The following is a 25,601-nucleotide window of genomic DNA, read 5'->3' on the forward strand; positions in this document are numbered from 1 at the left end:
GGCCACCGACCTGACCGCGTTGCGCCTGTCCGCAAGCTTCACGCAGCTGAGCCGCGCGCGGCCCACGGACTGCACGCCGCTGGTGATGGACGCGGTGCAGGCCGCCGCCGACCAGCTCGGCTACGCCTCCATGCGCCTGCCCAGCGGCGCGGGCCACGACGCGGTCTACATGGCGCCCACCGGCCCCATCGGCATGATCTTCATCCCCTGCCTGAACGGCCGCAGCCACTGTCCAGAAGAGTGGATCGAACCCGCGCAGCTGCTGGATGGCACCCGCGTGCTGTACCAGTCGGTGCTGGAACTGGACCGCAAGCTGCGGGCATGACATGGCGGGCGCCCACCGGGCGCCCGCGTCACCGCTACTTCTTCACCAGCGGGCAGGACGAGCGCGACAGCGGCATGAAGGCCTGGTCGCCGGGCAGGGTGGCCACCAGCTTGTAGTAGTCCCAGGGCCGCTTGGACTCGGACGGCTTCTTCACTTCGAACAGGTACATGTCATGCACCATGCGGCCGTCCTCGCGGATGCGGCCGTTGGTGGCGAAGAAGTCGTTGATGGGCATGGACTTCATCTGCTTCATCACCGCCGTGGGCTCGTCGGTGCCGGCTGCCTGCACCGCCTTCAGGTAGTGCATCACCGACGAGTAGGTGCCGGCCTGGCTCATGTTGGGCATTTTCTTGAGCTTGTCGTAGTAGCGCTGGGACCAGGCCCGGGTCTGGTCGTTCATGTCCCAGTAGAAGGCCTCGGTCAGCGTCAATCCGGCGGCGGCGTCCAGGCCGATGGCGTGGATGTCATTGATGTAGAGCAGCAGCCCGGCCATTTTCTGGCCGCCCTTGGTCAGCCCGAATTCGCTGGCGGCCTTGATGGCGTTGACCGTGTCGCCGCCGGCGTTGGCCAGGCCCACGATCTGCGCGCGGCTGGCCTGGGCCTGCAGCAGGTACGAGGCGAAGTCGCTGGAGCCCAGCGGGTGGCGCGATGCGCCCAGCACGGTGCCGCCGTTGGCCTTGACGACTTCGGTGGCGGACGCTTGCAAGGTGTGGCCGAAAGCGTAGTCGGCCGTCAGGAAGTACCAGCTCTTGCCGCCTTGCTCGACCGTGGCGCGCGCCGTGGTGTTGGCCAGCGACCAGGTGTCGTAGGTGTAGTGCACGGAATAGGGCGAGCACAGGTCGTTGGTGATGCGCTCGGTGCCAGGTCCGCTGAACACCACGATCTTCTTTTTCTCGCGCGCCACTTCCAGCACGGCCAGCGCGGGGGCGGAGCCGGCCACGTCCATGATGGCGTCGACCTTCTGGGTGTCGTACCACTCGCGTGCCTTGGCGGCGGCGATGTCGGCCTTGTTCTGGTGGTCCACCACCATCAGGTCGATCTTCTTGCCCAGCACCTTGCCGCCGAAGTCGGCGATGGCCATTTCGGCGGCGGTCGCGCTGCCTTTGCCCGTGACGTCGGCGTACACGCCGCTCATGTCGAGGATCAGGCCCAGGCGGACCACGTCGTCGGAGATCGCCTGCGCCATGGCGCAGGGCGCGGCGGCAAAGGCGGATAACAGGGCTAGCGTGCTGCGCAACTTCAGGGAAATCCGGGGGGTTCTACGGCATTTCATGGTGGGTCTCCTTTATGCCGGATCTTGTTCGGATACTGCTGGCGCTTGGGGATCTGCTGCGGCGCTCTGTTCTGGCTTGACGCTGGCGGGTCGAGGTGGGATGCCTCCTTGTCTTGAATGTGGTCTAGCGATGGGACAGCAGGTCGAATTCCATCCGCACCTTGCTGAACGGGAACTCCAGCCGCGCGAAGTACACCACGCGGCCATCGATGCAGGCGTAGCGGCGTATTTCCGCCACGGGCGAGGACACGGGAATCTGCAGGGACTCGGCGGATTCCTGGCCGGCCTGGATCACGTTCAGCACCTGGCGCGCTTCGCTGATGCGTGTGCCGTAGTACTGGTCCAGCACCGGCGCCACGGTGCTTTTGCGGATGCGGGCGCGATGCTTGCGGAACAGCGCGCTATCCAGGAAGACCTCGCTATAGCAGAAGGGGGCGCCATCGGTCGTGTGCACCCGCCGCAAGTATTGGAAGCTGCCGCTGCGGTCGGCGCCGCAAGGCATGCCCAGCGTGTCGGGCAGGGGCGAATCGGCGTTGGACTCCACCAGTGAAACCGTGCCCAGCTGATTGCTGAGTTCCACGGTTTCGGCCCAGGTCTTGGGGATCAGCAGGGTGGGCGTTTCGGGCAGTTCGGCATTGACGAAGGTGCCCGATCCGCGCGAGCGGCGGATCAGGCCATCGTCTTCCAGCAGGCCGAACGCCTGGCGGATGGTCGCCCGCGAGATTCCATAGGTTTCCATCAGCGCTTCCAGCGGCGGGATCTGCTGGCCGGGCCGCCAGGTGCGGTTCTGGATATTGCTGCGAAACAGCGCCGCCGCCTGCAGATACAGCGGCTGGGGACTGCGCGAGAAGAGCTTGGGGTCGGGCATGTTCAGGCGGAAGGCGTCGTGGTCGGGGCCGCGAGTATGGCATCGGCCATTTCGCGCAGCCGGTGCTTCTGGATCTTGACCGAGTTGGCGCTTTCCACCGAGGGGAATGCATCCAGCACGGTAAAGCCCGCCGGCGTCTTGAAGCCCGCCATCGCGGCTTTGCACGCGGCGGTCCAGCCCGCGGGGTCGGCGGCTGCGCCCGGCTGCAGCAGCACGAAGGCATAGGGCACGGTCTTGCCCTTTTGCGTGGCGCCGACCACCTGGCAGGCGCGCACGCCCGGCAGGGTTTCGACTACCTGTTCGATTTCCACCGGATTGACCAGAAAGCCGGACAGGCGCAGCGAATCGCCCATGCGGGTCTGGAACACGAACTGGCGCGGATTCAGCGTGTAGCCGAGATCGCCGGTTTTGAAGTAGCCGTCATCCGTGCAGGCGCCGCGGGTGGCCTCGGGATTGTCCAGATAACCCTGCATCAGGCTGGGCGAGAGGATTTCGAGTTCGCCGGATTGGCCATGCGGCAGGATTTCGCCCGTGGCGGGATCGCGGGCGCGCACGCGCGCCTCGGGGTAGATCAGCCTGCCGCCGGGCTGGTGGCGCGCGGACACGTCGCCCTCGGCGGGATCGCGCGGCTGGCCGGCGACCAGGGCCACCAGCTCGCTGGAACCATACAGGCCGGTCAGCGGCACGCCGGCCTCGCGGGCCAGGTCCAGCATGTTGTCCAGCGCCGGCGTGAAGCTGGCGAAGCCAAACAGCCGTACCGAGGCGAAGTCGCCTTGGGCTCCCGCCCGCATCATGCCGACCAAGGCCTCGTTGTTGGCGTAGGTGTGCGTCACCGCGTGGCGGCGCACCGCTGCGGCGGATTGGGCGGTGTCGAACACCGGCGCGCAGACCACGGGCGCGCCTTGCGCCAGGCCGCCGACCAGCGTCGCGAAGCCAAAGGCGCCGCAGAACGGCGCGCTGGCGAGTACACAGCTTCCCTCGTCATAGCCATAGGCCCGCGCCACGGCCGCGCCGTGGTTCAACAAGGTGCGCTGGTCGTGCAGCACGAACTTGGGCTTGGAGGTGGTGCCGGACGTGGTGAAGCACAGCACGCCCGCATTGGGCTGGGCCGGCGGCGCTGTGTCGGTGCAGGACTGCAGGTCCTGGTAGCGGTGCGCCGGCTTGCCACGGAAGCTGGGGGGCAGCGCCTCGTCGGCATTCGTCAGCGCGATCACGCCTTGCAGGCGCTCCAGGTGTTCCGGCGCCACTTCGCCCAGGATGCCCTGGAAGTCTATGCCCTTGAACCCCGGCCAGAACACCAGCCAGTCCGCCTTGCCGCGTCCCAGGATGTCGGCCAGCTCCAGCGCCCGGAAGCGCGTATTGACCGCCAGCACCAGCGCGCCCAGGTGCGCGCAGGCCAGGAACGATTCCACCCAGGCGGCGCAATTGGGCAGCCAGACCGCCACGCGCTGTCCCGGGCGCACGCCGATGCGGGCAAGGCCGGCGGCCAGCGCGCGGCTTTGCGTCCGCAGTTGCGCGGCGCCGATGGGCTGGTCCTGGTCGATCAGCAGCGGCGCATCGGGCCGGCGCGCGACCAAGGCGTCCAGGTGTTCGGAGAACGTCGAGTACGGCATGTTCATGGCTTACACCGTGGCGATGGGCGTCACGGGAGAACCCACCGCGCCAGGCATGCGCAAGGGCGGGGCAGTCAGCAGGAAGCGGCTGCGGCCTTGCGCATGCAGCCAGTCGGCCAGGTCCTTCAGGTACCAGAGTTCGGCCAGCGGCAGGCCCAGCTTGAAGAGGCAATGGTGGTGCAGCGGCAGGATGGAGTGGCCGGGGCCGGAGGTGCGCGCCGGATAGGCTTCGACCGCGTAGTTGTCGGCGCAGATCGCGGCGATGCCGGATTGCGTGATCCAGTCCAGCAGCGCCGGGTCGGAGCCGTCCAGCACGGCGCCGGTCTGCTCCAGCTTGTGCGGATCGGGCTGGCCGTCCATGGCAACGATCGCCTCGGCAAAGCCCGTGCGCAGCACCAACATGTCGCCGTGTTCGACCGTCACGTTCTGTGCCCGCATGGCGGCCTGCAGGGCCGCCAGGTCGACGACCGTGCGGCCGGGGCCGTAGGCGCGCGCCAGGTCCACCAGCACGCCGCGGCCCTGCATGCCTTTTTCGGCGTAGCGGTTGATACCCAGCTTGCGCGCGTACGAGCCGCCGGGCGGGCAGCAGGCGTCGTCCGATTTGTCGGGATCCGCGCCGCCGAACACGTCCACGCCGGCGGCGTAGCCGTTGTAGTAGACGCGACGCGCCTGGCCATCGCCCTGGATGTCGAACAGCGCGCCCACGTGGCACAGGCCGTCCCACTGGGTGGAGTACTGCATGGACAGCGTGACCTGGTCGTCGGACAGCACGTCCACGGCTTCGGGCTGCACCTGCGACATCTGGAAGTTCAGGTAGGGCGTGCCTTCGCGGAAGGTGGGCTTGAGCATCGGCGCGTGGCGGCGCGGGTTCAGCACGTTGCCGCCAGGCAGGTCCAGCGGCAGGGACAGGCAGAACACCTTGCCCGTGCGCACTTCGCGCACCGCCTGCAGCACTTTTTCCTCGGTCAGCAGGTTCAGGCGGCCGATCTCGTCATCCGGGCCGAAGTCGCCCCAGGTGGAGCCTTCGGGGCGTTGGGTCCAGCGTTTCATCTGCTTGTCTCCTGGAGGTTTTCTATGTTCTTATGAATATAGTACGTATTTACGTACTTTAAAAAGAAATCCGCAATCAGCGGGTTCGATAGGAGACAAGCCCATGACGCAATTCCTGCAGCGCAGGTTGGCGATCACTGCGCCGGCCCTGGCCGCGCTGGCCTTCCTGACCTTGCCCGCGGCCCAGGCCGCCGGCTATCCCGATCATCCCGTGACCGTCGTCGTGCCGTATCCGCCGGGCGGCGGCGCCGACATCTTTGGCCGCGCCATCGCTCACGCGCTGGAGCCGGGCCTGAAGCAGACTGTGCTGGTCGAGAACAAGCCCGGCGCGGGCGGCAATATCGGCATGGCCTACGTGGCGCGCGCCAAGCCCGACGGCTACACGCTGGGCCTGGGCACCATCGGCACCCAGACCATCAACCAGTTCCTCTACAACAACATGGCGTTCGACCCCGAACGCGACCTGGTGCCCATTGCGCTGGTGTCCACCACGCCCAACGTCATCGCCGTCAGCGCCAAGTCGCCCTACAAGACGGTGGCCGACGTGATCAAGGCGGCCCAGCAGTCCAAGGACAAGAAGCTGACCTATGCGTCGCCGGGCATAGGGTCCTCGGTGCATCTTACCGGGGCCTATTTCGAGGCCATGGCCGGCGTGACCATGCTGCACGTGCCTTTCAAGGGCACGTCCGCCTCGCTGCCGGCGGTGGCGGGCGGGCAGGTCGACCTGCTGTTCGACAACCTGCCGGGCGCGCTGGCGCAGATCAAGGATGGCAATCTGGTGCGGGGCGTGGCGGTCACGTCGGCCGCGCGCGACGCCTCGGTGCCCAACCTGCCCACCGTGGCGGAATCGGGACTGCCGGGCTTTGACGTCACCGCCTGGTTTGCGCTCTACGCCCCGCGCAATACCCCGGAACCCGTGGTCAAGCAGTTGATCGAAGCCGCGCGCAGCGGGCTGAAGAACCCGGCCGTCGCGGCCAACTTTGCCGGCATGGGCGCCAGGCCCGGCACGCTCTTCGGCGCGGACCTGGCGGCCTTCGAAGCCGGGGAACGCAAGAAGTGGGGCGGACTCATCAAGGACAAGGGAATCACCGCGCAATGAAAACGCCCACCGCACTGGTCACCGGCGGCAGCCGGGGCATAGGCCGCGCCATCGTCGCGCGCCTGATCGAAGATGGCTTCGAGGTCGTCAACTTCAGCCGCGGCGCGCCCGCAGCGCTCCTGCCCGGCGAAACGTTCCGTTCGGTCGACCTGGGCGACGCGCTGGCCACCATTGCCGCGGCGCAGGCGTTGGCGGCCGAGCGCCAGGTCCTGCATCTGGTCAACAACGCCGGCATGATCCAGGTCGCGCGCATCGGGGACGTGACCCAGGAACAGATGGCGCGGATCATGGCGCTGAACGTCACGGCGCCGGTGCTGCTGATGCAGGCCCTGCTGCCCGGCATGCGGGCGGCGGGCTACGGGCGGGTGGTGAACATTGGCAGCCGCGCCGCCCTGGGCAAGGACGGGCGCACGGTTTACGGCGCTTCCAAGGCGGCGCTGGCCGGGATGACGCGCACCTGGGCGTTGGAGCTGGCGGGCAGCGGCATCACGGTGAATACCGTGGCGCCCGGACCCATCGCGACTGAACTGTTCAACCAGTCCAACCCGCCGGGCGCGCCGCAGACGCTGGCTTTGGAGGCGGCGATCCCGGCGGGGCGCGTGGGCCGACCCGAAGAGGTCGCCCATGCCGTGTCCATGTTCATGGACCCGCGGGCGGGCTTCATGACGGGACAGATGCTGTATGTGTGCGGGGGAGTGTCGGTGGGGCTTGCCGGCTAGCCGCTTGTTGCGTTGCGCGGTTGCTCAGGCTTGCGGCGCCGTCCCTTGCGGCGGCGCGTGTATGGCGAACTCGCGCGCCATTTCCTTCCTGGACACCTTGCCGGACGCCGCCAGCGCCTGCGCCCGCTCCAGGCGCAGGCGCTTGAGCACTTCCATGGGCGCGACGCCGAAATGCGCGGCGAATTTACGCTGGAAGGTGCGGCGCGACATCTGGCAGGCGTCGGCCATGTCGTCGACCGACCAGCGCGCCGATAGCTGCGCCTCAATTTTTTCCACCAGGTCCCGGAATGGTGCGGCCACGCGGTCCTGCAAACGCAGCGCCTGGCTGTACTGGCGCTGGTCGCCGTTGCGGCGCATGAAGACCACCAGCCGCCGCGCAACCCGTTGCGACAGGTCCGCGCCGAAGTCGCGTTCGATCAGCGCCAGCGCCAGGTCGATGCCGGCGGTGACGCCGGCAGAGGTCCAGTATTTGCCGCTTTCGACGTAGATGCGGTCGTCTTCGACGCGCAGGGCGGGATGAAGCTGGCGCAGCCGGTCGGCCGATCGCCAGTGGGTGGTGACGGCGCGGCCGTCCAGCAGGCCGGCGGCGGCCAGCACGAAGGCGCCGGTGCATACGCTGCAGGTGCGCCCGGCGGTCGCGTCGCGGCGGCGCAGCCAGGCGCGCGTCTCGCCATGGGCGCCCGCGAAATCGGCGCCGGGGCCGCCGGGCACGAACATCATGTCCAGGCGCTCATCGCCATCGTCGGCAAAAGTGCCGTCCACCTGCATGCGCAGGCCCTGTTCCCAGGTGGAGACCAGCGGCGTCGCGGCGATGGTGCCCAGGCGATAGAGCTTGCGGCCGGCTTCCTCGTTGGCCGAACTGAAGGCTTGCCACGGTCCGGCCAGATCCAGCGGCTGGAAGCCGTCATACAGGACGAACTGCACGCGCAATGGCGCATCCGGCGCCGTATTTGGCGCACGCGTCCGGGCGCGTCCGCCTATGCTGGGAGTCGTCGTTTCTAACGGAGCATCGTCATGCATGTGAATTTTCTCTTGTTCGAAGGGCTGACCCAGCTGGATATGACCGGGCCGTATGAAGTGCTGGCAGGCGCGCCGGGCTTCACCGTGGATTTTGTCGCAAAAACGCGCGATCCGGTGCGTAGCGATCGCGGGCTGTGTTTCGTGCCCACGCAGACCATCGCATCGGCGCCGCCCTGCGACCTGCTGGTGGTGCCAGGCGGGCCGGGCACGGATGATGCCATTGTCGACGCCGACTGGGTAGCGTTCACGCGCGCGCAGGGGCTGGGGGCACGCTACGTATTCGGCATCTGCACCGGTTCGCTGTTGCTGGGCGCGGCTGGCCTGTTGCGCGGCAGGCGCGCTTCCAGCCATTGGCGCGCGCGCGAACTGCTGTCGCGCTTCGGCGCCATCCCCAGCGACGAGCGCATGTGCGTGGACGGCAACCTGTACACCGCGGGCGGCGTGACCTCGGGCATCGACATGGGGCTGAAGGTGGTGGCGGACCTGTGCGGCGAGGACGTGGCCAAGCTGATACAGCTGCAGATCGAATATGACCCCCAACCACCGTTTCCCGGTGGCACGCCCAAGACCTCGGAGCCGGCCGTGGTGCAGCGCTATCTGGAGATGTCGCAAGCGCGCTTCGAACGCCGCTCGCAGGCGGTGGACCGGGCCGCGGCCGCGATGGCCTGAGTTCGAGCGCGCGGCGCGCTCACTTCGCCAGATGATCCAGCGGCAGCGGGCTTTGCGGCTTGACGGTCTGGATCGCGAAGTTGCTGCGTATGTCCTTCACGCCGGGCAGCTTCAATAGCGTGCCCAGCAGGAAGCGTTCGTAGGCGCGCAGGTCGGGCACCACTACCTGCAGCAGAAAGTCGGACTCGCCCGACACCAGATGCGCGGCGATGACTTCCGGCAAGGTGCTGACCTCCTCGCGGAACAGGGCGGAGTCGCGCTCGTGGTGCCGCTCCACCTTGATGCCGACGAAGACGGTCAGGCCCAGGCCGACTTCGTCCGGCGCCAGGCGGGCTTCGTACCCCTGGATGACGCCGGCTTCTTCCAGCAGCCGCACCCGCCGCAGGCAGGGCGAAGGGGACAGGCCAATCTGCTCGGCGAGTTCGACATTGGTCAGCCGGCCGTTCTGCTGCAGGGCCTCGAGGATCCGGCGGTCGTAGGCGTCCAATTCGCGTTTTGGCATGAAATCAGGATAAGGATTATTGGATTGGCGGAATATGCCAATCATCATAAATCGAATGGCATGAATAGGATGCACATGCCAGCCTGGTTTTCCTAGAATGATCGCCTGAGCCAGGACGAAAAGGAGCGGGAAAATGGCGGATATGGCGATGTTTCTAGGGGCTTTGCTGATCGTCTACGTGGTGCCGGGACCCGACATGATCCTGCTGCTGGAAACCGGCGTGCTGCGCGGCAGAGGGCAGGCGCTGGCGGTGGCCGTGGGGCTGGCCATCGCGCGGGCCGCGCACGTGACCCTGGCCGCGCTGGGACTGGCGGCGCTGTTCAAGACGCATCCCTGGGCGTTCGACGCGGCGCGCACGGTGGGGGGATGCTATCTGGTCTGGTTGGGCGTGCGGCTATTGCGCGCAGGACCCGTGTCCTACGATGCCACCGGGCAGGCGCCCGCGAGCCGCGCGGGGCTGGGGCCGGCGCTATTGAGCGGCGTGCTGACCAATGTGCTCAATCCCAAGGCCTTGCTGTTCTGCTCGGTGCTGCTGCCGCAATTCGTGTCGCCCGCCCAGGGGCCGATAGGCCAGCAGTTCGCCGTGCTGGGCGTGATCCTGGTCAGCCTGGGCCTGGCGCTGGACGTGCCGTGCGCGTTGGCGGGCGGGGCGGTGGGGCGCTGGATGTCGGCCAGCCCCCGTGCGCAGAAGATCCAGAGCCGGGTGTTCGGGCTGGCATTGATCGGCTTCGGCCTGCGCCTGACCGTGGCCCAGCGTCCGGCCTGAAGCGGCCGGTCCCGCAGCTTGCGCTACGGGACCGGCTGTCCGGCCTATTTGGCGTAGGCGTACGAGGACTCGTCGGCTTCCTCATCCTTCGGCAGCGGCGGAACCGCGCCGTCCTCCAGCAGTTCGGACTGCGTCAGGCCCTTGGTCAGCTCCAGCGCCTGGCGTTCGAACAGGCGCCGGTACAGACCGCCCTTCAGGCGGATCAGTGCGTCATGGCTGCCTTCCTCGATGACGCGGCCGCGGTCCATCACCAGCAGGCGGTCCAGCGCGCGCACCGTCGACAGGCGGTGCGCCACCACCAGCGTGGTACGACCCACCATCAGACGGTCCATGGCCTGCTGGATCAGCACCTCGCTTTCGCTGTCCAGGCTGGACGTGGCTTCGTCCAGGATCAGGATGGGCGCATCGGCCAGGAAGGCGCGGGCCAGGGCCACGCGCTGGCGTTCGCCGCCCGACAGCTTGACGCCGCGTTCGCCGACCAGCGTGTCGTAGCCCTTGGGCAGCGCCATGATGAAGTCATGGGCGCTGGCCAGCCGCGCCGCCTGCTCGATCTCGGCCTGCGTGGCGCCGGGGCGGGCATAGGCGATGTTCTCCGCCAGCGTGCGGTGGAACAGCACCGGCTCCTGCTGCACGATGGCGATCTGGCTGCGCAGGGACGCCTGCCGCGCCTGGGCGATGTCCTGCCCGTCGATCGTGATGCGGCCGTCGTTCACGTCATACAAACGCTGGATCAGTTTGATGAACGTGGTCTTGCCCGAACCCGAATGGCCGACCAGGCCGACCCGTTCGCCCGGGGCGATGCGTACCGAGAAATGGTCGTACAACGCCTTGTCGTGCGCGCCATAGCGGAACGTCACGTCCTCGAAGCGGATCTCGCCGGCCGTCACGCGCAGCTCGCCCGCGCCGGGCCGGTCGTCCACGCCCAGCGGTTGCTTTTCCAGCGCGACCAGTTCTTCCATGTCGTTGACCGAGCGTTGCAGGTTGCGGATGTGCATGCCTACGTCGCGCAGGTAGCCCTGCAGCATGAAGAACATCGTCAGGGCGAAGGTGATGTCGCCCACGCTGGCCTGGCCGCGCGACCACAGCAGCAGCGACGCGCCCAGGATGCCCGCCTGCATGGCGACCAGCATGGCGCCCTGGATGCCGCCGTTGATCGTGCCGCGGATCCAGGTGCGGCGGGTGCGGCGACGCCATTTGTCGACCACGCGGTCCAGCCTGACTTCTTCGCGGTCTTCGGCGCCGAAGGCCTTGACCACCGCGTTGCAGCTGACGGCGTCGGCCAGGGCGCCGCCCATGCGCGTGTCCCAGGCGTTGCCCAGGCGCGCGGCCGGCGCCACATAGCCCAGCGACAGCGCCGCGGTCACGGCGATGTACAGCACCGAGCCCAGGCCCACCACCAGGCCCATGATGGGCCAGTGCACACCCAGCAGCGCGGTGGCGCCCACCAGCATCACGACCGACGGCAGCAGCGCGATCAGCAGCGTGTCGTTCAGGATGTCGACCGCCCACATGCCGCGCGTGATCTTGCGCACCGTGGAGCCGGCAAAGCTGTTGGCGTGCCAGTCCGTGGAGAAACGCTGCACGCGGTAGAACGCGTTGGAGACGATGCCGTTCATCATCTTCAGCGTGAAGGTGATGATGTTCTGGAACACGGCCTGACGCAGCAGCGTGCCGCCGATGCCCAGCGCGAGCAGCAGCCAGAACGCGGTCAGCGCCGCGCTCCAGACGATCTCGTCGCCAGCCGCGCCCGAGGCCACGGCGTCAACCAGTTTGCCGGCGTACAGCGGCGTCAGCACGTCGGTCACCGCCGACAGCAGGGCCAGCACGATGATGCCGGAGGTGCGCCAGGGCTGCGCGCGCCAATGGCGGAAGGTAAAGCCAAGGACATCCTTGAAGGTCTGTCCTCGTAGATCGATTTTTTTTCTGGCCATTGCAATGGCCCGGCGTCACCAGGACGCCGGGAGTCCTTGTGTGGAAAGAGGAAGGAGCGGCCTGCGCGGCGAGGCGCGGGCGATTGCGTTCAGGTTTTTGGGGCGGGCACGGAGGACCGGTCGCTAGATAGGCATCCAGCGATGGGTCCGCGCGGGCGACGACTTAATGACGTCGCGGGGACACGCGCGGGATGGCGGTATGCGGATTCATCATCTTGCGCCTCCCAATGGTGTGAGATGTGGGGAAAGGGAATGGGCAGAGGCCCGAATTGAAGATTCTATAGAAGTGGTGTAGGCGAATCAACGGGTAGGCGCGTGCCGGTGTGGGTTTTTTTCAACTGACGCGGCGTTCAATCCGGGGTGAACAGCGTGGAAGGCAGGCGCGCCACGGCCTCGTAGGTCAGGCGGATGTGGGCGGCCAGCAATTCACAGGCGCGGTCCGCATCGCGCGCCAGCGTGGCGTCCAGGATGCCTTTGTGTTCGTCGTCCAGGTCGCGCGCGATGGGCTTGCGCGTGACGGTCAGGCGTCGATAGCGTTCGGCCTGCTGGTACAGGATGCCCAGGAAATGATGCAGCCAGCGCGACGGACAGGCGCGGATCAGTTCGCGGTGGAACTCGCGGTTGCGCTGTTCCCACTCTTCAAAACGGGTGTCGGGGTCGGCTGCCAGGCGCTGTTCGGCCTTGCTCAGACGGTGGAAGGCGGCCAGCACCGCGCTTTCCCAGTCGTCATCGCCCAGGGCGATGGACTGGCGCAGGGCCTGGGTCTCCAGCAGCACGCGGTTCTCGGTGATGTCGCGGAAGTCTTCCAGCGAAATCGGCGTGACGTGAAAGCCGCGCTGTCCTTGCGCGATGACCAGCGCGTCGGACACCAGCAGCGCCAGCGCTTCGCGCAACGTGCCCGCGCCCACGCCGTAATCGTCCTTCAGGTGTTCGACCCGCAGGCGCGAGCCCGGCGGATGCACGCCCTGGATGATGTCGCGGCGCAGGTTGACATAGGCCGCGCCGACCAGGGTGTTGGCCGAGGCGGAATGGGCAAGCGGGGGGAGGGTGGCGCCGTCTGACATGGGAGCTACTTTATCACTGGCTTTAAAAAATCTCGATAAAAATTATTGACGCCGAGATTTATGCTGCTTATCGTAGAAAAAAAGCGTCGAGACTACGACCGGTAATCAGCCGGCGGCAGGCGCAACCTGGAGACAAGCAGTGATACGGCTACACGACATCCGGTACGTCCGGCTGGGTACCCGCGACCTGGAATCCGCGGTCCGCTACGCGACCGCGGTGCTGGGGCTGGAAGTGGCGCGCAAGGAGCACGGCGCGGTCTATTTCAAATCCGACTCGCGCGACCACACCCTGTGCTATTTCGAAGGCGATCCGCGCGACCACACCACGGCGTTCGAAGTGGACACGTCCGAGGAACTGGAGCATGCCGGCGCGGTGCTGGAGCGCAGCGGCTATCAGGTCGCCGCGGGCAAGCGCGAGGACGCCGAGCAGCGCTACGTACGCGATTTCCTCAGTTTCATCGACCCGTCCGGCAACCGCATCGAGCTGGTGCACGCGCCGCACCACAGCGGCCGCCGCTATTTCCCCAGCCGCGATGCCGGCGTGACGGGCTTTTCGCATATCGGCCTGCGCACGCTGGACGCGCGACGCGACGAGGCCTTCTGGACCGGGCTGCTTTCAGCCCGGGTCAGCGACCGCATCGGCGAAGCGCCCTTGCTGCGCATCGACGAAGTGCACCACAAGATCGCGCTGTTCCCGTCCAGCTATCCGGGCGTGCAGCACATCAACCACCAGGTCGAAAGCATCGACGACATCATGCGTGCCTGGTACCAGCTGAAGGAATGGCAGGTGCCGATCCGCTTCGGCCCGGGGCGCCATCCGACCTCGGGGGCGATGTTCCTGTACTTCGACGGCCCCGACGGCATGATCTACGAGTACTCCACCGGCGTGCGCCTGATCACCGCCGAAGACGAGAAGACCTACCGGCCGCGCAGCTTCCCCGCAGTGCCGTCCTCGTTCTGCATGTGGGGCGCCAAGCCCGACATCCCGGAGTTCAAGACGTGAGCGCCGCGCCGATGAAAGCCGACGCCGGCCAGGAAGCGCTGGTGCGGACGGCGGCGCGCGGCCTGGCCCGCGCCGGCCTGGTCCACGCTTACGGCCATTGCAGCAGCCGCCTCGACGCCGATCACTTCCTGGTATGCGCCGCGCGGCCCATGGGCCTGATCGAACCGGGCGAGGCGGGCACGGTGGTGCCGGTGCACGGCGAACTGCCCGAGGGCGTGCTGGGCGAGGTCCGCATCCACCAGCACATCTACCGCATGCGCCCCGAAGTGGGCGGAGTGGTGCGCTCCATGCCGCCCACGGTCATGACGCTGTCCTCGGCCCGCGTGACGCCGCAGCCGCGCCATGGGATGGGTTCGTATTTCTCTCCGTCCGTGCCGCTCTGGGATGACCCGCAACTGGTGCGCAGCGACGCCCAGGCGCGCGGCGTGGCCCAGACCCTGGGCGCGGCCCGCGCCGTGGCCATGCGCGGCAACGGCGCGGTGGTGGCAGCCGAATCGCTGATGCATGCCGTGGTGCTGACCTGGTATCTGGAGGATGCCGCGCGCATCGAATGGCAACTGCGCTCGGCCGGCCTGGCCGACGGCGCGCCCACGTTCTCGCCCGAAGAGGCGGCGACCCGCGCCGTGGGCACGGGCCGGATCTACGAGCGCATGTGGGAATACCTGACCGCCGGCGACCCTGAAGCGGCGCTGGCAGACCTGTCACAACCGAGGACGCAATGACCGATTTCCGCAATTTCATCAACGGCGAATGGGTCGCCACGGACAAGACGTTCGACAACCGCGATCCGGTCGACAACCGGCTGATCGGGCGCATCCACGAGGCCGGCGACGCCGAGGTCGATGCCGCCGTGCGGGCCGCCAAGGCGGCGTTGCGCGGCCCCTGGGGCAAACTCAAGACGCAGCAGCGCGTGGAGCTGCTGCACGCGGTGGCCGACGGCATCATCCGGCGCTTCGACGAATTCGTCGACGCCGAGATCGCCGACACCGGCAAGCCCTACGATCTGGCCAGCCATCTGGACATTCCGCGCGGCGCGGCGAACTTCAAGATCTTCGCCGACCTGGTGCGCAACATCCCCAACGAGACCTTCGACCTGGAAACGCCGGATGGCGGCCATGCCCTGAACTACGGCGTGCGAGTGCCGCGCGGCGTAATCGGCGTGATCTGCCCGTGGAACCTGCCGCTGCTGCTGATGACCTGGAAGGTGGGGCCGGCGCTGGCCTGCGGCAACACCGTGGTGGTCAAACCTTCCGAAGACACCCCGGCCACGGCCACGTTGCTGGGCGAAGTCATGAACGAGGTCGGCGTGCCGCCCGGCGTCTATAACGTGGTGCATGGCCGCGGCCCCGGTTCGGCGGGCGAAAAGCTCACGCGCCATCCGTTGGTCGACGGCATCACCTTTACCGGCGAAACCCGCACCGGCGAAGCCATCATGCAGGCCGCGGCGGTGGGCGTGCGTCCCGTGTCCTTCGAACTGGGCGGCAAGAATGCCGGCATCGTGTTCGCCGATGCGGACTTCGACAAGGCGGTGGCCGGCATTGCCCGGGCCGCCTTCGACAACACCGGGCAGGTCTGCCTGGGCACCGAGCGCGTCTACGTGCAGCGGCCGATCTTCGACCGCTTCGTGGCGGCGCTGGGCGAGCGCGCCCGCGGCTTCAAGCTGGGCCGTCCGAAGGATCCTGGCGTCAACCTGGGTCCTCTGATCTCGCAGCGCCATCGCGATAAGGTGCTGGGCTACTACGCCCGCGCCCGTGAAGAAGGCGCCACGGTGGTGGCCGGCGGCGGCGTGCCGGACATGCCGGACGACCTGGCCGGCGGCGCCTGGATCCAGCCCACGGTCTGGACCGGCCTGCCGGAAAGCTCGGCCGTGATCCAGCAGGAGATTTTCGGCCCCTGCTGCCACATCGCGCCCTTCGACACGGAAGAAGAAGCCGTCGCCCTGGCCAACGCCACGCCCTACGGCTTGGCGGCCTCGGTCTGGACCAGCAACGTGGGCACCGCCCATCGCATGGGACAGGCCCTGGAAGTGGGCATCTGCTGGATCAATTCCTGGTTCCTGCGTGACCTGCGCACGGCCTTCGGCGGAGCCAAGCAGTCCGGCATCGGCCGCGAGGGCGGCGTGCATTCGCTCGAGTTCTACACGGAGCTGCGCAATGTCTGCGTGAAGCTCTGACCTGTAAGCAGGCCTTAGTACCGGCAGGCGCCGCGCAGAACGGCGCCGCCGTCCATCCCCCAAGGAGACTTAGCATGCAAGCATACGCACGCGGCCTGTCCGCGCTGGCCGCGGTCGCGGCCCTGACCGTGGCCAACGCCGCAATGGCGGACATCCGCATCGGCTTTACCGGGGTGCTGTCCGGCCCCCAGGCGGCATTGGGCCAGGATCAGTACGACGGCCTGATGTTGGGCATCGAGCAGCTGGGCGGCAGCCTGGGCGGCCAGAAGGCGGTGGTGATCCGCGACGACGACCAGCTCAAGCCCGACGTGGGCGCGCAGATCGTGCAGAAGTTCATCGAGAAGGACAAGGTCGACGTGATCGTCGGCCTGGGCTTCTCCAACGTGCTCATGGCCGAACTGCGGCGCATCAAGGAATCGGGCGTGGTGGCGCTGTCCACCAACGCCGGACCCGCGCCCATCGCCGGCCGCATGTGCCTGCCCAATCTGTTCGTGCTCGGCTGGCAGAACGACAGCATGTCCGAAGCCATGGGCAAGTACGTCAAGGACCAGGGCTACAAGCGCGCCTACCTGATGTCGTCCAACTACCAGGCCGGCAAGGACAAGCTGGCGGGCTTCAAGCGCTTCTATGGCGCCGCGCCCGCCGACGAGATCTACACCCAGCTGGGGCAGCTGGATTACTCGGCCGAGATCTCGCGCATGCAGTCGGCCTCGCCCGACGCGCTGTTCGTGTTCTATACCGGCGGGGTGGGCGTGAACTTCGTGCGCCAGCTGCGCCAGGCCGGCCTGATGGAAAAGCTGCCGTTCTTCTCGGAAAGCCTGATCGATTCCAACACGCTGACCGCGCTGAAAGAGCAGGCGGTGGGCGCGATCTACGGCACGCCTTGGGCCACCACGCTGGACAACCCGCAGAACCGCAAGTTCGTCGAGGCCTTCAAGGCCAAGTACGGCCGCTTGCCGTCGGAATATGCGGTGGGCGGCTATGACGCGGCGTTCCTGCTGGATACCGCCATCAAGCAGCAGGGCGGCAAGGTCGGCGACAGCAAGGCCCTGGCCGCGGCGGTGAAGGCGGCCGGCGCCAACTTCCCCACGGTGCGCGGCAAGTTCCGCTTCAACAGCAACAACATGCCGGTGCAGGACCTGTATGCCTACCAGGTCGTGAAGGAAGGCGACGGCGTGGGCTTGAAGCAGCTGGCCAAGGTGTTCACCGACCATCAGGACGCCTACGTGGCCGACTGCCCGCTGAAGTAACGTCCCGGGAGACGCCCCATGAACGGATCCTTGCTGTTGTCGCAGATGCTTAATGGCCTGCAGCTCGGCGCCTTGCTGTTCCTGCTGTCCTCGGGGCTGACCCTGATCTTCGGCATCATGAACTTCATCAACCTGGCGCACGGGTCGCTGTATATGATCGGCGCCTTCCTGGGCGCCACCGCCTACAACGCCAGCGGCTCGTTCGCCTTCGCCATCCTGGCGGCGGTGACGGGCAGCGGCCTGGTGGGGGTGGCGCTGGAACGCCTGATTGCGCGGCCGCTGTACAAGCATGATCACCTCTATCAGGTGCTGGCCACCTTCGGGCTGATGATGTTCTTCAATGAACTGGCTTCGGTCATCTGGGGCAGCCGGCCGTACTACGCCGCCGTGCCGCAGGGGCTGGAAGGAGCGGTCAGCCTGTTCGGCAACGACTATCCGGTGTATCGCCTGATGATCATCGGCGTGGGCGCGCTGGTGGCGGTCGGCGCCTGGTTCCTGATCCAGCGCACGCGCTTCGGCATGCTGATCCGCGCCGGCGCCAGCAATGCGCCCATGGCCAGCGTGCTGGGCGCCAACGTGGACCTGCAGAAGACGCTGCTGTTCCTGCTGGGCGCGGTGCTGGCAGGCGTGGCGGGGGCGCTTGCGGGGCCGATCCTGTCGGTGCAGTCCGGCATGGGTGAGCCGGTGCTGATCCTGGCGCTGGTGGTGATCGTCGTGGGCGGCATCGGCTCGGTGCGCGGCACGCTGGTCGCGGCGCTGCTGATCGCGATGATAGACACGCTGGGCCGGGCCTTCCTGCCCGACATGCTGCGCGCCGTGTTCGACGCTTCCGTCGCCAATGCGGTCGGGCCGGCACTCGCCTCCATGCTGATCTACGTGCTGATGGCCGTGGTGCTGGCGTTCCGGCCGCAAGGCCTGGTCTTCTCGGCGCGGCGTTGACGCGCGCTTGTACTGGGGTTGGATCATCATGCAAGAACACACATACCGGCGCTGGGCGCTGCCTTTGCTGTACCTGGTCCTGGCCGGCGTGCCTTTCGTGGCGCAATGGCTGGGTGAACCGTTCTACGTGACGCTGGGCGCGCGCATCCTGATCTATGCGCTGGCCGCGCTGGCGCTGAACCTGGTGCTGGGCTTTGCCGGACTGGTGAGCTTCGGCCACGCCATGTTCCTGGGCCTGGGCTGCTATGCCGTGGGCATTCTCAGCTATTACGGGTTTGGCAACGGCTGGCTGCAGCTGGCCGTGTGCATCGCGGTGTGCGCGCTGGTGGCGCTGATCGTCGGCACGGTCTGCCTGCGGACCTCGGGCATAGGCTTCATCATGATCACGCTGGCGTTTGCGCAGATGTTCTATTTCCTGGCGGTCAGCCTGCGCGAGTACGGCGGCGACGACGGCCTGAACATCTACGAAGCCAGTTCCTTCGGCCTGTTCGACCTGGGCGGCAGCCAGCCCGTGTACTGGGCGGCCTGGGCGGTGCTGCTGGTGTCCAGCCTGGCGATGCTGCGCCTGCGCCGCTCGCCCTTCGGCATGATCCTGCGCGCCACGCACGCCAACCCGCGCCGCGTGGACGCGCTGGGCTATTCGGTGTTCGGCGTGCGCCTGACGGCCTACGTGGCCTCCGGTGTGCTGACCGGCGTGGCCGGGCTGCTGCTGGCCAATCTGACCGCCTTCGCTTCGCCCAGCTATATGTCGTGGCCGGTGTCGGGCGAACTTATCGTCATGGTGGTGATAGGCGGGCTGGGCAATGTGCTGGGGCCGATTTTCGGCGCCGTTGCCTATCTGCTGATGGAAGAGGCCTTCAAGAGCATGACGCAGCATTGGATGCTGCTGATGGGGCCGGCGGTGGTGGTCATCGCCATGGTGGCCAAGGGCGGCTATGCCAACTCCCTGGCCTGGCTGCGGCGTCCGCCGCCTGCCGCGCCGACGGTCCAGCCCCCGGCCGCGGGTGAACAACAGGACCGCCGCCCGCCGGACGCGATCGCCAAGGAGGCTTCGGCATGAGCATGCAAACCGCAGCCGCGCCCGTTGGATTGTCCACGCAGGACCTGGTGCGCCGCTTCGGCGGCCTGAAGGCGACCGACGGCGTGTCGCTGGACGTGGCGCCTGGCGAACTGCACGCGCTGATCGGCCCCAACGGCGCGGGCAAGACGACTTTGATCAACCTGCTGTCTGGCGAACTGCGGCCCGATGGCGGCGCCGTGCGCCTGGGCGCCGCCGACGTTTCCCGCGCCTCGGTGCAGGAACGCGTGGCGCTGGGCATGCTGCGCTCCTATCAGGTGACCTCGGTGTTCGACAGCTATACGGTGCTGGACAACGCCTGCCTGGCAGCCTTGCGCAAGCGCCGCCGGCGCCTGTCGGCCTGGACCGCCTTGCGCGATTGCGCCGACGTGGTTAGCGCCGCGACCGCGGCGCTGCGGGCCTGCAAGCTGGAAGACGTGGCCGAGGCCCAGGTGGACAGCCTGGCCTATGGCCAGCGCCGCCAGCTGGAGATCGCCATGGCATTGGCGGGCGAGCCGTCGGTACTGCTGCTGGACGAGCCCATGGCCGGCATGAGCGCAGCGGAAAGCGCGGGCGTGATCGCCTTGCTGCAAAGCCTGAAGGGCCGCTACACCATCGTGCTGGTCGAACACGACATGAACGCCGTGTTTGCGCTGGCCGACCGCATCAGCGTGCTGGTCTACGGCAAGGTCATCGCCACCGGCAGCGCGGAACAGATACGCAACCATCCCGACGTGCGCCGCGCCTATCTGGGCGACGACGCCGACGCATAAGGAGCCGCCATGTTGAGCATCAGCGGATTGACGGCGGCCTATGGGCATTGCCAGGCCTTGTTCGGCGTAGACCTGGACGTGGGCCAGGGCGAGGTCGTCGGCCTGATCGGCCGCAACGGCATGGGCCGCAGCACCGTCATCAAATGCCTGTTCGGCCTGCTGCCGGCCAGCCAGGGCAGCATCCGGTATGGCGAGCGTTCCCTGCGCGGACTGGCGCCGTACCGCATCGGCCGGTTGGGCCTGTCGCTGGTACCCGAAGGGCGCCAGATCTTCCCGACGCTGACGGTGGAAGAAAACCTGATCGCCACGGCTATACACCGCGGCGGCGGCCGCGGCTGGACGCTGGAACGCGTGTATGAGCTGTTTCCGCGCCTGCACGAACGCCGCGCCAACCTGGGCACGCAGCTATCCGGCGGCGAGCAGCAGATGCTGGCGCTGGGCCGGGCGCTGATGACCAACCCCAGCCTCTTGGTGCTGGACGAAGCGACCGAAGGGCTGGCGCCGGTGGTGCGCGCTGAAATCTGGCGCGTGCTGGCGCAATTGAAAGCCGAAGGTTTGTCGATGATCGTGGTGGACAAGAACACCACGGCCTTGCTGCGCCTGTCGGACCGCAACGTCATCCTCGACAAGGGCGTGACGGTGTGGCGCGGCAGCTCGGCGGAATTGTCCCAGCGGCCCGACCTGGTGGCCGCCTACGTAGGAGTCTGAGATGAGATTGCAGGACAAGGTGGCGCTGGTCACCGGCGCGGCCGGTGGCATCGGACTGGCGATCGCGCGGCGCTTCGCGGCCGAGGGTGCATACGTGCTGCTGGCCGACCGCAAGGAGGCCGAACTGATGGCCGCGGCCCGCGCGCTGGGCGATCGCGCCGCCGCGCTGGTGGCGGACGTGACCGATCCGGCTGATGCCCAGAAGCTGGCCGACGAGTGCGTGCGGCGCTGGGGCGGCCTGGACATCTGCGTCTGCAACGCCGGCGTGATCCGCGCGGCGGACTTCCTGGACCTGAAGCTCGAAGACCTGGATGCGGTCATGAACGTCAATGTGCGCGGCACCTTTCTGGTCGCGCAGGCCGCCGCGCGCGCCATGGTGGCTGGCGGACGCGGCAACGGCGCCATCGTGACGCTGTCCTCGATGACGGCGGAACTGGCGATGCCCGACCAGCTGGCCTACGGCGCCAGCAAGGGCGCGGTGCGCCAGATGACCAAGTCGATGGCGCTGTCCCTGGCGCCGCACGGCATCCGCGTCAACGCCATCGGCCCCGGCAGCATCGACACCGAAATCCTGGCCACGATCACCAGCAATCCCGACGCCCGCAGGACCGTGCTGTCGCGCATACCGATGCAGCGCCTGGGATCGACGGACGAAGTCGCCAAGGTGGCGGTGTTCCTGGCCAGCGATGACGCCAGCTACGTCACCGGGCAGACGGTGTACGCGGATGGCGGCCGGCTGGCGCTGAACTATACGGTGCCGGTGCCGGTGCAGGAGTAGGGCGGGGCAGGCCGAGGCCGGATACGCTTCGACAGCAAGAAGGGCAGGGTGATAAATTTCCACGCGTCATCCGGAACACAAACCCTGCCCATGAAAACCGCCCCGATTACCTCCTCCCGGGATGCCGCCTGGCTGCAACTGCGCATGGCGCTCTGGCCTGACGCGTCAGCGTCTGAGCATCAGGAAGACATGGAGGATCAGGTTTGCGCGCCGGACCGATACGTCCAGTTCCTGGCGCGCGCCGACAACGGGCAGGCGATCGGCCTTGCCGAAGCTGCGATCAGGACGGACTACGTCAATGGCACCGACTCCAGTCCCGTGGCGTTCCTGGAGGGCCTGTATGTCATGCCCGAGGCCAGGCGACAGGGCGCGGCCAGGGCCTTGATCGACGCCGTCCGGGCATGGGCGCGGGACAGGGGCTGCAAAGAGCTGGCCTCGGATACCGCGCTGGACAATGTCGTGAGCCAGGCCGCGCATACGCGTCTGGGGTTCAGGGAGACGGAACGGGTCGTCTATTTCAATATGCCGATCTGAGGCGCCAACGCTGGTTTTGCATTGCGAGTAAGGTATGGGCTGGAGGCCCTGATTTTCCGGCACGTTGGCCTGTGCCCTTCAGCGGGAACCTGAATACCATGAAGATATTCCGTCCGGCGCTGCGGACCGTCCTTGCCGCGGCCGCATGCACCTTGATCGCCGCCTGCGCGGATAAACCTCCCCAGCAAACCGAGCTGGACTATCGCAGCCGCGCGCCTTCCACGGGACAGGGCAAGAGCGATACCCCCGGCTCCTCGGACCAACGCTTGACCATACAATCCGGCGAAGGAGAGCGCCTGAACCTGCCCTGGTTCGTGCGGGATGCGCAGGACTGGATCAACAGCAACTGACATATGACCAAGCCCATGACCATGCGACGGATTTTCCTGGCGCTTGCCGCGCTGGCCGTGTCGCCGGCCATCAACGCCCAGACGCCTTCCAAGCCTGCCGCCTGGACCCCGCCGGGCCCGACCGCATGCAGCTTCTCCGGATGGACGACGAACGATAAGCCTGCCATCCAGGTGCGCGCGGCGGCATCCGCCCAGGCAGCGGTGGTGGGCAGCCTGCCGACGACTCGTGGCGACGGCCCTGATCCCGAGATCGACTACTACAGCGTGACCTTCGACGTGACCGAGGCGCGCGACGGCTGGCTCAAGATCAAAAATGCCAGCGACGACAAGACCGGCGACGAACAGAGCAAGCCGCGACCCGTATATCGGGGCGAGGGTTGGATCGAGGCCGCGGATGCGCAGGTCGGCATCCAGTCTGCGCGCGGCTACGCCCGCCCCGACACCGGCAGTGAACGGTTGCTGGATCTGGGCAGCGACTGGCTGACCGAAAGAGCTACGCTGCGCGGCATCGCCGCCTGCGAAGGCGAGTGGCTGTTGCTGGACTACCAGATGCGCAACAGCGACACGTTCGAGCCGCTGGCGTCCAAGGACCGCACGCGGGGACGGGCGTGGTTTCGCGGCGTCTGCTCGTCGTCGGAGACGACTTGCGACATGCGGTCGGTGGACAAGTGAGCAGACGAGCAGGCGTTCGTGCGAGTCCAATTTATTGACATATCGGGAAATCCCGATATCATGGCGCCATGGATCTGCTCGAAATATTCAAAGCCCTCTCCAACCGTACGCGCCTTGAGATCCTCAAAGGACTGAAGGACCCCGCCAAGAACTTCCCGCCCCAGGACGAGGGCGACGTTCATACGGTGGGGGTCTGCGTCAGCAGCATCCAGGAAGGCGTGGGGCTGTCGCAGTCCACGGTGTCCGACTATCTGGCGACGCTGCAGCGCGCGGGCCTGGTGGAAGCCAGGCGCATTGGGCAGTGGACCTACTACAAGCGGAACGAAGCAACCATACGTGCTCTTGCCGGGCTCATCGGGAAAGAGCTGTAATTTTTTTGCAGGTAAATATCGGTATTTCCCGATATCCCTATTTTTCGAAACAAGGAAAACCATGAAAGCGATGACACTCAAATCATTCGGCGGCCCGGAATCGTTCGAACTCCGCGAATTGCCCAAGCCGGTGCCGCAGGCGGGACAAGTCCTGGTCCGGGTACATGCGACCTCGATCAATCCCCTGGATTACCAGGTCCGGCGCGGCGATTATGCCGATCTGGTGCCGCTGCCGGCCATTACCGGGCACGACGTCTCGGGCGTGGTCGAAGCCGTGGGGCCGGGCGTGACGGCTTTCGTTCCTGGCGACGAAGTCTGGTACACCCCGCAAATCTTCGACGGGCCGGGCAGCTATGCCGAGTACCACGTCGCCGCGCAGGGCATCGTCGGGAAGAAGCCGTCCGCGCTCAGCCATCTTGAGGCGGCCAGCCTGAGCTTGGTGGGTGGCACGGCTTGGGAAGCGCTGGTCGTGCGCGCGGGGCTGAGAGTCGGGGAGAGCGTCCTGGTGCACGGCGGCGCGGGCGGCGTCGGCCATGTGGCTATCCAGCTGGCCAAAGCCATCGGAGCGCAGGTGTACACGACCGTGCGCGCCGCCAACGCCGAGTTCGCGCGCAGCATGGGCGCCGACGTGGTCATCGACTACGAGAAGGAAGACTACGTCGAGGCCGTCATGCGGGAAACGGGCGGGCGCGGCGTCGACGTCGTGTTCGATACCATCGGCGGCGACACGCTTGCGCGCAGCCCCGATGCGCTTGCGCAATTGGGGCGGGTCGTCTCGATCGTGGACATCGCCCAGCCGCAAAACCTGATCCAGGCTTGGGGCAAGAACGCGAGCTACCACTTCGTGTTCACGCGGCAGAACCGCGGCAAGCTGGATGAATTGAGCGCGTTGGTCGCGCGCGGCCAGTTGCGGCCGCATGTGGGCGCGGTCTATGCGCTTGCCGACATTGCACAGGCTCATGCGCGGCTGGAAAGTCCCAACAATGGTATCCAAGGAAAGATCGCGATTGCCGTCGCGCCGTCGGCGTACCTTCAGTGCGGGGGGTAGGGCTTCGAGGTCGCGGACGCCGGCGACTCAAGAACCCCGCCTCACAACACCGAAGCGGCAGGGCTTCGCGCTTGCGGACGTCGGCGTTCTTTAGTCGCCGAGGCTGCCCTGCGCCATTCCGATGCTCGCCCCGGTGGGGCTGTGCTTCGGATGGCTCCGGGGTCCTCGGCTGGCAGTCGCCTAATGCGTTGGTTTCGGACCCGATCATGGGCTGATGCCGTGAGGCGGGGGCCGGACGGAGGGATCCGAAGCGCAGCCCCACCGGGGCGAGCATCGGAATCCCGCAGCCCGGACGCCGGCGACTCAAGAACCCCGCCTCACAACACCGAAGCGGCAGGGTCTCGGGCTTGCGGACGTCGGCGTTCTTTAGCCGCCGAGGCTGCCCTGCGCCATTCCGATGCTCGCCCCAAAGGGGGCTGCGCTTCGGATGGCTCCGGGCTGCCTCGGCTGCAGTCGCCTAATGCGGTGGCTTCAGACCCCGTTCATGGGCAGATGCTGTAAGCCGGTGTCCGGGCGGAGGAGGCGAGACCTTATATCGCGCCATGCGCGGCGATATTCCGATACTGCCCTTTGAAATACAGCAATGGCTGCGTGGAAGCAGCGATTTGCAGATCCAACGCTTTCACCTCGCCAATCACGATCAGGTGATCGCCTGCGGCGTGTTCGGCATAAATCTCGCAATCAAGCCAATGCAGGCTGCCGGCAATGATCGGGTTACCTAGCGGCGATTCCTGCCAGTCCACGTCGTGCCACTTGTCCGTGCCGCGCTGCGCGAATTGGTTGGAAATCCTGACTTGCTCGTCGGACAGGATATTGACTACGAATCGACCCGCCTGGCGAATTTTGGGATAACTGGCCGAACTGCACATCACATTGAACGACACCAACGGCGGATTCATCGAAACGCTGTGGAATGACTGGCAGGTGAAGCCTATCGGCTCGCCTTCGATCTGCGATGTGATTACCGTGATGCCGGACGCGTAGTGCCCGAGAGCTTCGCGAAAGCGCCTGGGCTCGATCGCAGTACTGGAAAGTGACATAGTGGG

General features: G+C 67.0%; 28 protein-coding genes. 19 read left to right on the forward strand and 9 right to left on the reverse strand.

Features of this window, described 5'->3' with window-relative positions; genetic code table 11:
- Nucleotides 1-325, forward strand: a 325-nt coding sequence (locus HV793_RS30555; protein WP_175214444.1) for a M20/M25/M40 family metallo-hydrolase, incomplete at its 5' end; no start/stop codon positions are given.
- A 34-nt stretch (nucleotides 326-359) separates the two neighbouring features.
- Here the strand turns inward: HV793_RS30555 and HV793_RS30560 are convergent.
- The 4 genes from HV793_RS30560 to HV793_RS30575 all read right to left on the reverse strand — a co-directional run bounded on the left by HV793_RS30560 (nucleotide 360) and on the right by HV793_RS30575 (nucleotide 5,129).
- Nucleotides 360-1,598: an ABC transporter substrate-binding protein gene (locus tag HV793_RS30560; RefSeq protein WP_054453748.1), complete on the reverse strand. Its 1,239-nt coding sequence runs from the start codon at nucleotides 1,596-1,598 to the stop codon at nucleotides 360-362.
- 124 nt (nucleotides 1,599-1,722) lie between these two features.
- Entirely contained in the window at nucleotides 1,723-2,466 is a 744-nt protein-coding gene (locus tag HV793_RS30565; RefSeq protein WP_175164496.1) for a GntR family transcriptional regulator, read from the reverse strand.
- Nucleotides 2,467-2,468: 2 nt separating this feature from the next.
- The gene (locus HV793_RS30570) at nucleotides 2,469-4,085 is read right to left on the reverse strand and encodes an AMP-binding protein (RefSeq protein ID WP_425321819.1); all 1,617 of its coding nucleotides are present in this window, start codon (nucleotides 4,083-4,085) and stop codon (nucleotides 2,469-2,471) included.
- A gap of 3 nt (nucleotides 4,086-4,088) precedes the next feature.
- The gene (locus tag HV793_RS30575) at nucleotides 4,089-5,129 is read right to left on the reverse strand and encodes a cyclase family protein (protein WP_175164494.1); all 1,041 of its coding nucleotides are present in this window, start codon (nucleotides 5,127-5,129) and stop codon (nucleotides 4,089-4,091) included.
- A 103-nt stretch (nucleotides 5,130-5,232) separates the two neighbouring features.
- Between HV793_RS30575 and HV793_RS30580 the strand changes: the two genes are divergently transcribed.
- Entirely contained in the window at nucleotides 5,233-6,228 is a 996-nt protein-coding gene (locus tag HV793_RS30580) for a Bug family tripartite tricarboxylate transporter substrate binding protein (RefSeq protein WP_175214445.1), read from the forward strand.
- On the forward strand, nucleotides 6,225-6,947 hold the full coding sequence (locus HV793_RS30585) for an SDR family oxidoreductase (protein WP_125473708.1): 723 nt from the start codon (nucleotides 6,225-6,227) through the stop codon (nucleotides 6,945-6,947). Before HV793_RS30580 ends, HV793_RS30585 begins: the two co-directional genes overlap by 4 nt.
- A gap of 24 nt (nucleotides 6,948-6,971) precedes the next feature.
- Here the strand turns inward: HV793_RS30585 and HV793_RS30590 are convergent, their stop codons facing one another.
- Complete coding sequence (locus HV793_RS30590) at nucleotides 6,972-7,871, reverse strand: GlxA family transcriptional regulator (protein ID WP_175164491.1); 900 nt, start codon at nucleotides 7,869-7,871, stop codon at nucleotides 6,972-6,974.
- Nucleotides 7,872-7,961: 90 nt separating this feature from the next.
- Between HV793_RS30590 and HV793_RS30595 the strand changes: the two genes are divergently transcribed.
- A complete protein-coding gene (locus HV793_RS30595) occupies nucleotides 7,962-8,636 on the forward strand; it encodes a DJ-1/PfpI family protein (protein ID WP_054453759.1) in 675 nt (224 codons plus the stop codon).
- Between the two features lie 19 nt (nucleotides 8,637-8,655).
- Here HV793_RS30595 and HV793_RS30600 read toward each other — a convergent pair whose 3' ends face one another.
- Nucleotides 8,656-9,138: an Lrp/AsnC family transcriptional regulator gene (locus tag HV793_RS30600; protein ID WP_054454795.1), complete on the reverse strand. Its 483-nt coding sequence runs from the start codon at nucleotides 9,136-9,138 to the stop codon at nucleotides 8,656-8,658.
- A gap of 142 nt (nucleotides 9,139-9,280) precedes the next feature.
- Here HV793_RS30600 and HV793_RS30605 point away from each other — a divergent pair, with 142 nt between their 5' ends.
- Nucleotides 9,281-9,904 carry a LysE family translocator gene (locus HV793_RS30605; RefSeq protein ID WP_244958713.1) on the forward strand — a complete coding sequence of 208 codons (624 nt, stop codon included), beginning with the start codon at nucleotides 9,281-9,283 and terminating at the stop codon, nucleotides 9,902-9,904.
- 44 nt (nucleotides 9,905-9,948) lie between these two features.
- Here HV793_RS30605 and HV793_RS30610 read toward each other — a convergent pair whose 3' ends face one another.
- The gene (locus tag HV793_RS30610) at nucleotides 9,949-11,835 is read right to left on the reverse strand and encodes an ABC transporter ATP-binding protein (RefSeq protein ID WP_175182367.1); all 1,887 of its coding nucleotides are present in this window, start codon (nucleotides 11,833-11,835) and stop codon (nucleotides 9,949-9,951) included.
- A 350-nt stretch (nucleotides 11,836-12,185) separates the two neighbouring features.
- Complete coding sequence (locus HV793_RS30615; RefSeq protein WP_175214447.1) at nucleotides 12,186-12,899, reverse strand: GntR family transcriptional regulator; 714 nt, start codon at nucleotides 12,897-12,899, stop codon at nucleotides 12,186-12,188.
- Nucleotides 12,900-13,038: 139 nt separating this feature from the next.
- Between HV793_RS30615 and HV793_RS30620 the strand changes: the two genes are divergently transcribed.
- The 14 genes from HV793_RS30620 to HV793_RS30685 all read left to right on the forward strand — a co-directional run bounded on the left by HV793_RS30620 (nucleotide 13,039) and on the right by HV793_RS30685 (nucleotide 24,555).
- The gene (locus HV793_RS30620) at nucleotides 13,039-13,902 is read left to right on the forward strand and encodes a VOC family protein (RefSeq protein ID WP_054456504.1); all 864 of its coding nucleotides are present in this window, start codon (nucleotides 13,039-13,041) and stop codon (nucleotides 13,900-13,902) included.
- On the forward strand, nucleotides 13,899-14,624 hold the full coding sequence (locus HV793_RS30625; RefSeq protein WP_233564475.1) for a class II aldolase/adducin family protein: 726 nt from the start codon (nucleotides 13,899-13,901) through the stop codon (nucleotides 14,622-14,624). The genes HV793_RS30620 and HV793_RS30625 overlap by 4 nt, the downstream gene beginning before the upstream one ends.
- Complete coding sequence (locus HV793_RS30630; protein WP_175162561.1) at nucleotides 14,621-16,075, forward strand: 2-hydroxymuconic semialdehyde dehydrogenase; 1,455 nt, start codon at nucleotides 14,621-14,623, stop codon at nucleotides 16,073-16,075. Before HV793_RS30625 ends, HV793_RS30630 begins: the two co-directional genes overlap by 4 nt.
- Before the next feature lie 74 nt (nucleotides 16,076-16,149).
- Nucleotides 16,150-17,325: an ABC transporter substrate-binding protein gene (locus HV793_RS30635; RefSeq protein ID WP_054456506.1), complete on the forward strand. Its 1,176-nt coding sequence runs from the start codon at nucleotides 16,150-16,152 to the stop codon at nucleotides 17,323-17,325.
- An 18-nt stretch (nucleotides 17,326-17,343) separates the two neighbouring features.
- The gene (locus HV793_RS30640; RefSeq protein ID WP_042793142.1) at nucleotides 17,344-18,264 is read left to right on the forward strand and encodes a branched-chain amino acid ABC transporter permease; all 921 of its coding nucleotides are present in this window, start codon (nucleotides 17,344-17,346) and stop codon (nucleotides 18,262-18,264) included.
- 28 nt (nucleotides 18,265-18,292) lie between these two features.
- Nucleotides 18,293-19,324, forward strand: coding sequence for a branched-chain amino acid ABC transporter permease (locus HV793_RS30645; RefSeq protein ID WP_175214448.1), 1,032 nt, complete (start codon nucleotides 18,293-18,295; stop codon nucleotides 19,322-19,324).
- The gene (locus tag HV793_RS30650) at nucleotides 19,321-20,094 is read left to right on the forward strand and encodes an ABC transporter ATP-binding protein (protein WP_054456507.1); all 774 of its coding nucleotides are present in this window, start codon (nucleotides 19,321-19,323) and stop codon (nucleotides 20,092-20,094) included. The genes HV793_RS30645 and HV793_RS30650 overlap by 4 nt, the downstream gene beginning before the upstream one ends.
- Nucleotides 20,095-20,103: 9 nt before the next feature.
- Entirely contained in the window at nucleotides 20,104-20,802 is a 699-nt protein-coding gene (locus tag HV793_RS30655; RefSeq protein WP_118932987.1) for an ABC transporter ATP-binding protein, read from the forward strand.
- Nucleotide 20,803: 1 nt separating this feature from the next.
- Nucleotides 20,804-21,580, forward strand: a complete 777-nt coding sequence (locus HV793_RS30660; protein ID WP_175214449.1) for an SDR family NAD(P)-dependent oxidoreductase — start codon at nucleotides 20,804-20,806, stop codon at nucleotides 21,578-21,580.
- A 90-nt stretch (nucleotides 21,581-21,670) separates the two neighbouring features.
- Entirely contained in the window at nucleotides 21,671-22,114 is a 444-nt protein-coding gene (gene aac(6'), locus HV793_RS30665) for an aminoglycoside 6'-N-acetyltransferase (RefSeq protein ID WP_119449068.1), read from the forward strand.
- 98 nt (nucleotides 22,115-22,212) lie between these two features.
- The gene (locus HV793_RS30670; RefSeq protein ID WP_082401205.1) at nucleotides 22,213-22,464 is read left to right on the forward strand and encodes a hypothetical protein; all 252 of its coding nucleotides are present in this window, start codon (nucleotides 22,213-22,215) and stop codon (nucleotides 22,462-22,464) included.
- 3 nt (nucleotides 22,465-22,467) lie between these two features.
- The gene (locus HV793_RS30675; RefSeq protein ID WP_233564476.1) at nucleotides 22,468-23,136 is read left to right on the forward strand and encodes a hypothetical protein; all 669 of its coding nucleotides are present in this window, start codon (nucleotides 22,468-22,470) and stop codon (nucleotides 23,134-23,136) included.
- 68 nt (nucleotides 23,137-23,204) lie between these two features.
- Nucleotides 23,205-23,507: an ArsR/SmtB family transcription factor gene (locus HV793_RS30680; protein WP_054456511.1), complete on the forward strand. Its 303-nt coding sequence runs from the start codon at nucleotides 23,205-23,207 to the stop codon at nucleotides 23,505-23,507.
- A gap of 61 nt (nucleotides 23,508-23,568) precedes the next feature.
- Nucleotides 23,569-24,555, forward strand: a complete 987-nt coding sequence (locus HV793_RS30685; RefSeq protein ID WP_175214450.1) for a zinc-dependent alcohol dehydrogenase family protein — start codon at nucleotides 23,569-23,571, stop codon at nucleotides 24,553-24,555.
- Nucleotides 24,556-25,085: 530 nt separating this feature from the next.
- Here HV793_RS30685 and HV793_RS30690 read toward each other — a convergent pair.
- On the reverse strand, nucleotides 25,086-25,595 hold the full coding sequence (locus tag HV793_RS30690) for a flavin reductase family protein (protein ID WP_054456513.1): 510 nt from the start codon (nucleotides 25,593-25,595) through the stop codon (nucleotides 25,086-25,088).
- Nucleotides 25,596-25,601: the final 6 nt, after the last annotated feature.

It is taken from the genome of Achromobacter aegrifaciens (genome assembly GCF_902859965.1).
In the GTDB taxonomy this organism is placed as follows: Bacteria; Pseudomonadota; Gammaproteobacteria; order Burkholderiales; family Burkholderiaceae_B; genus Achromobacter; species Achromobacter aegrifaciens.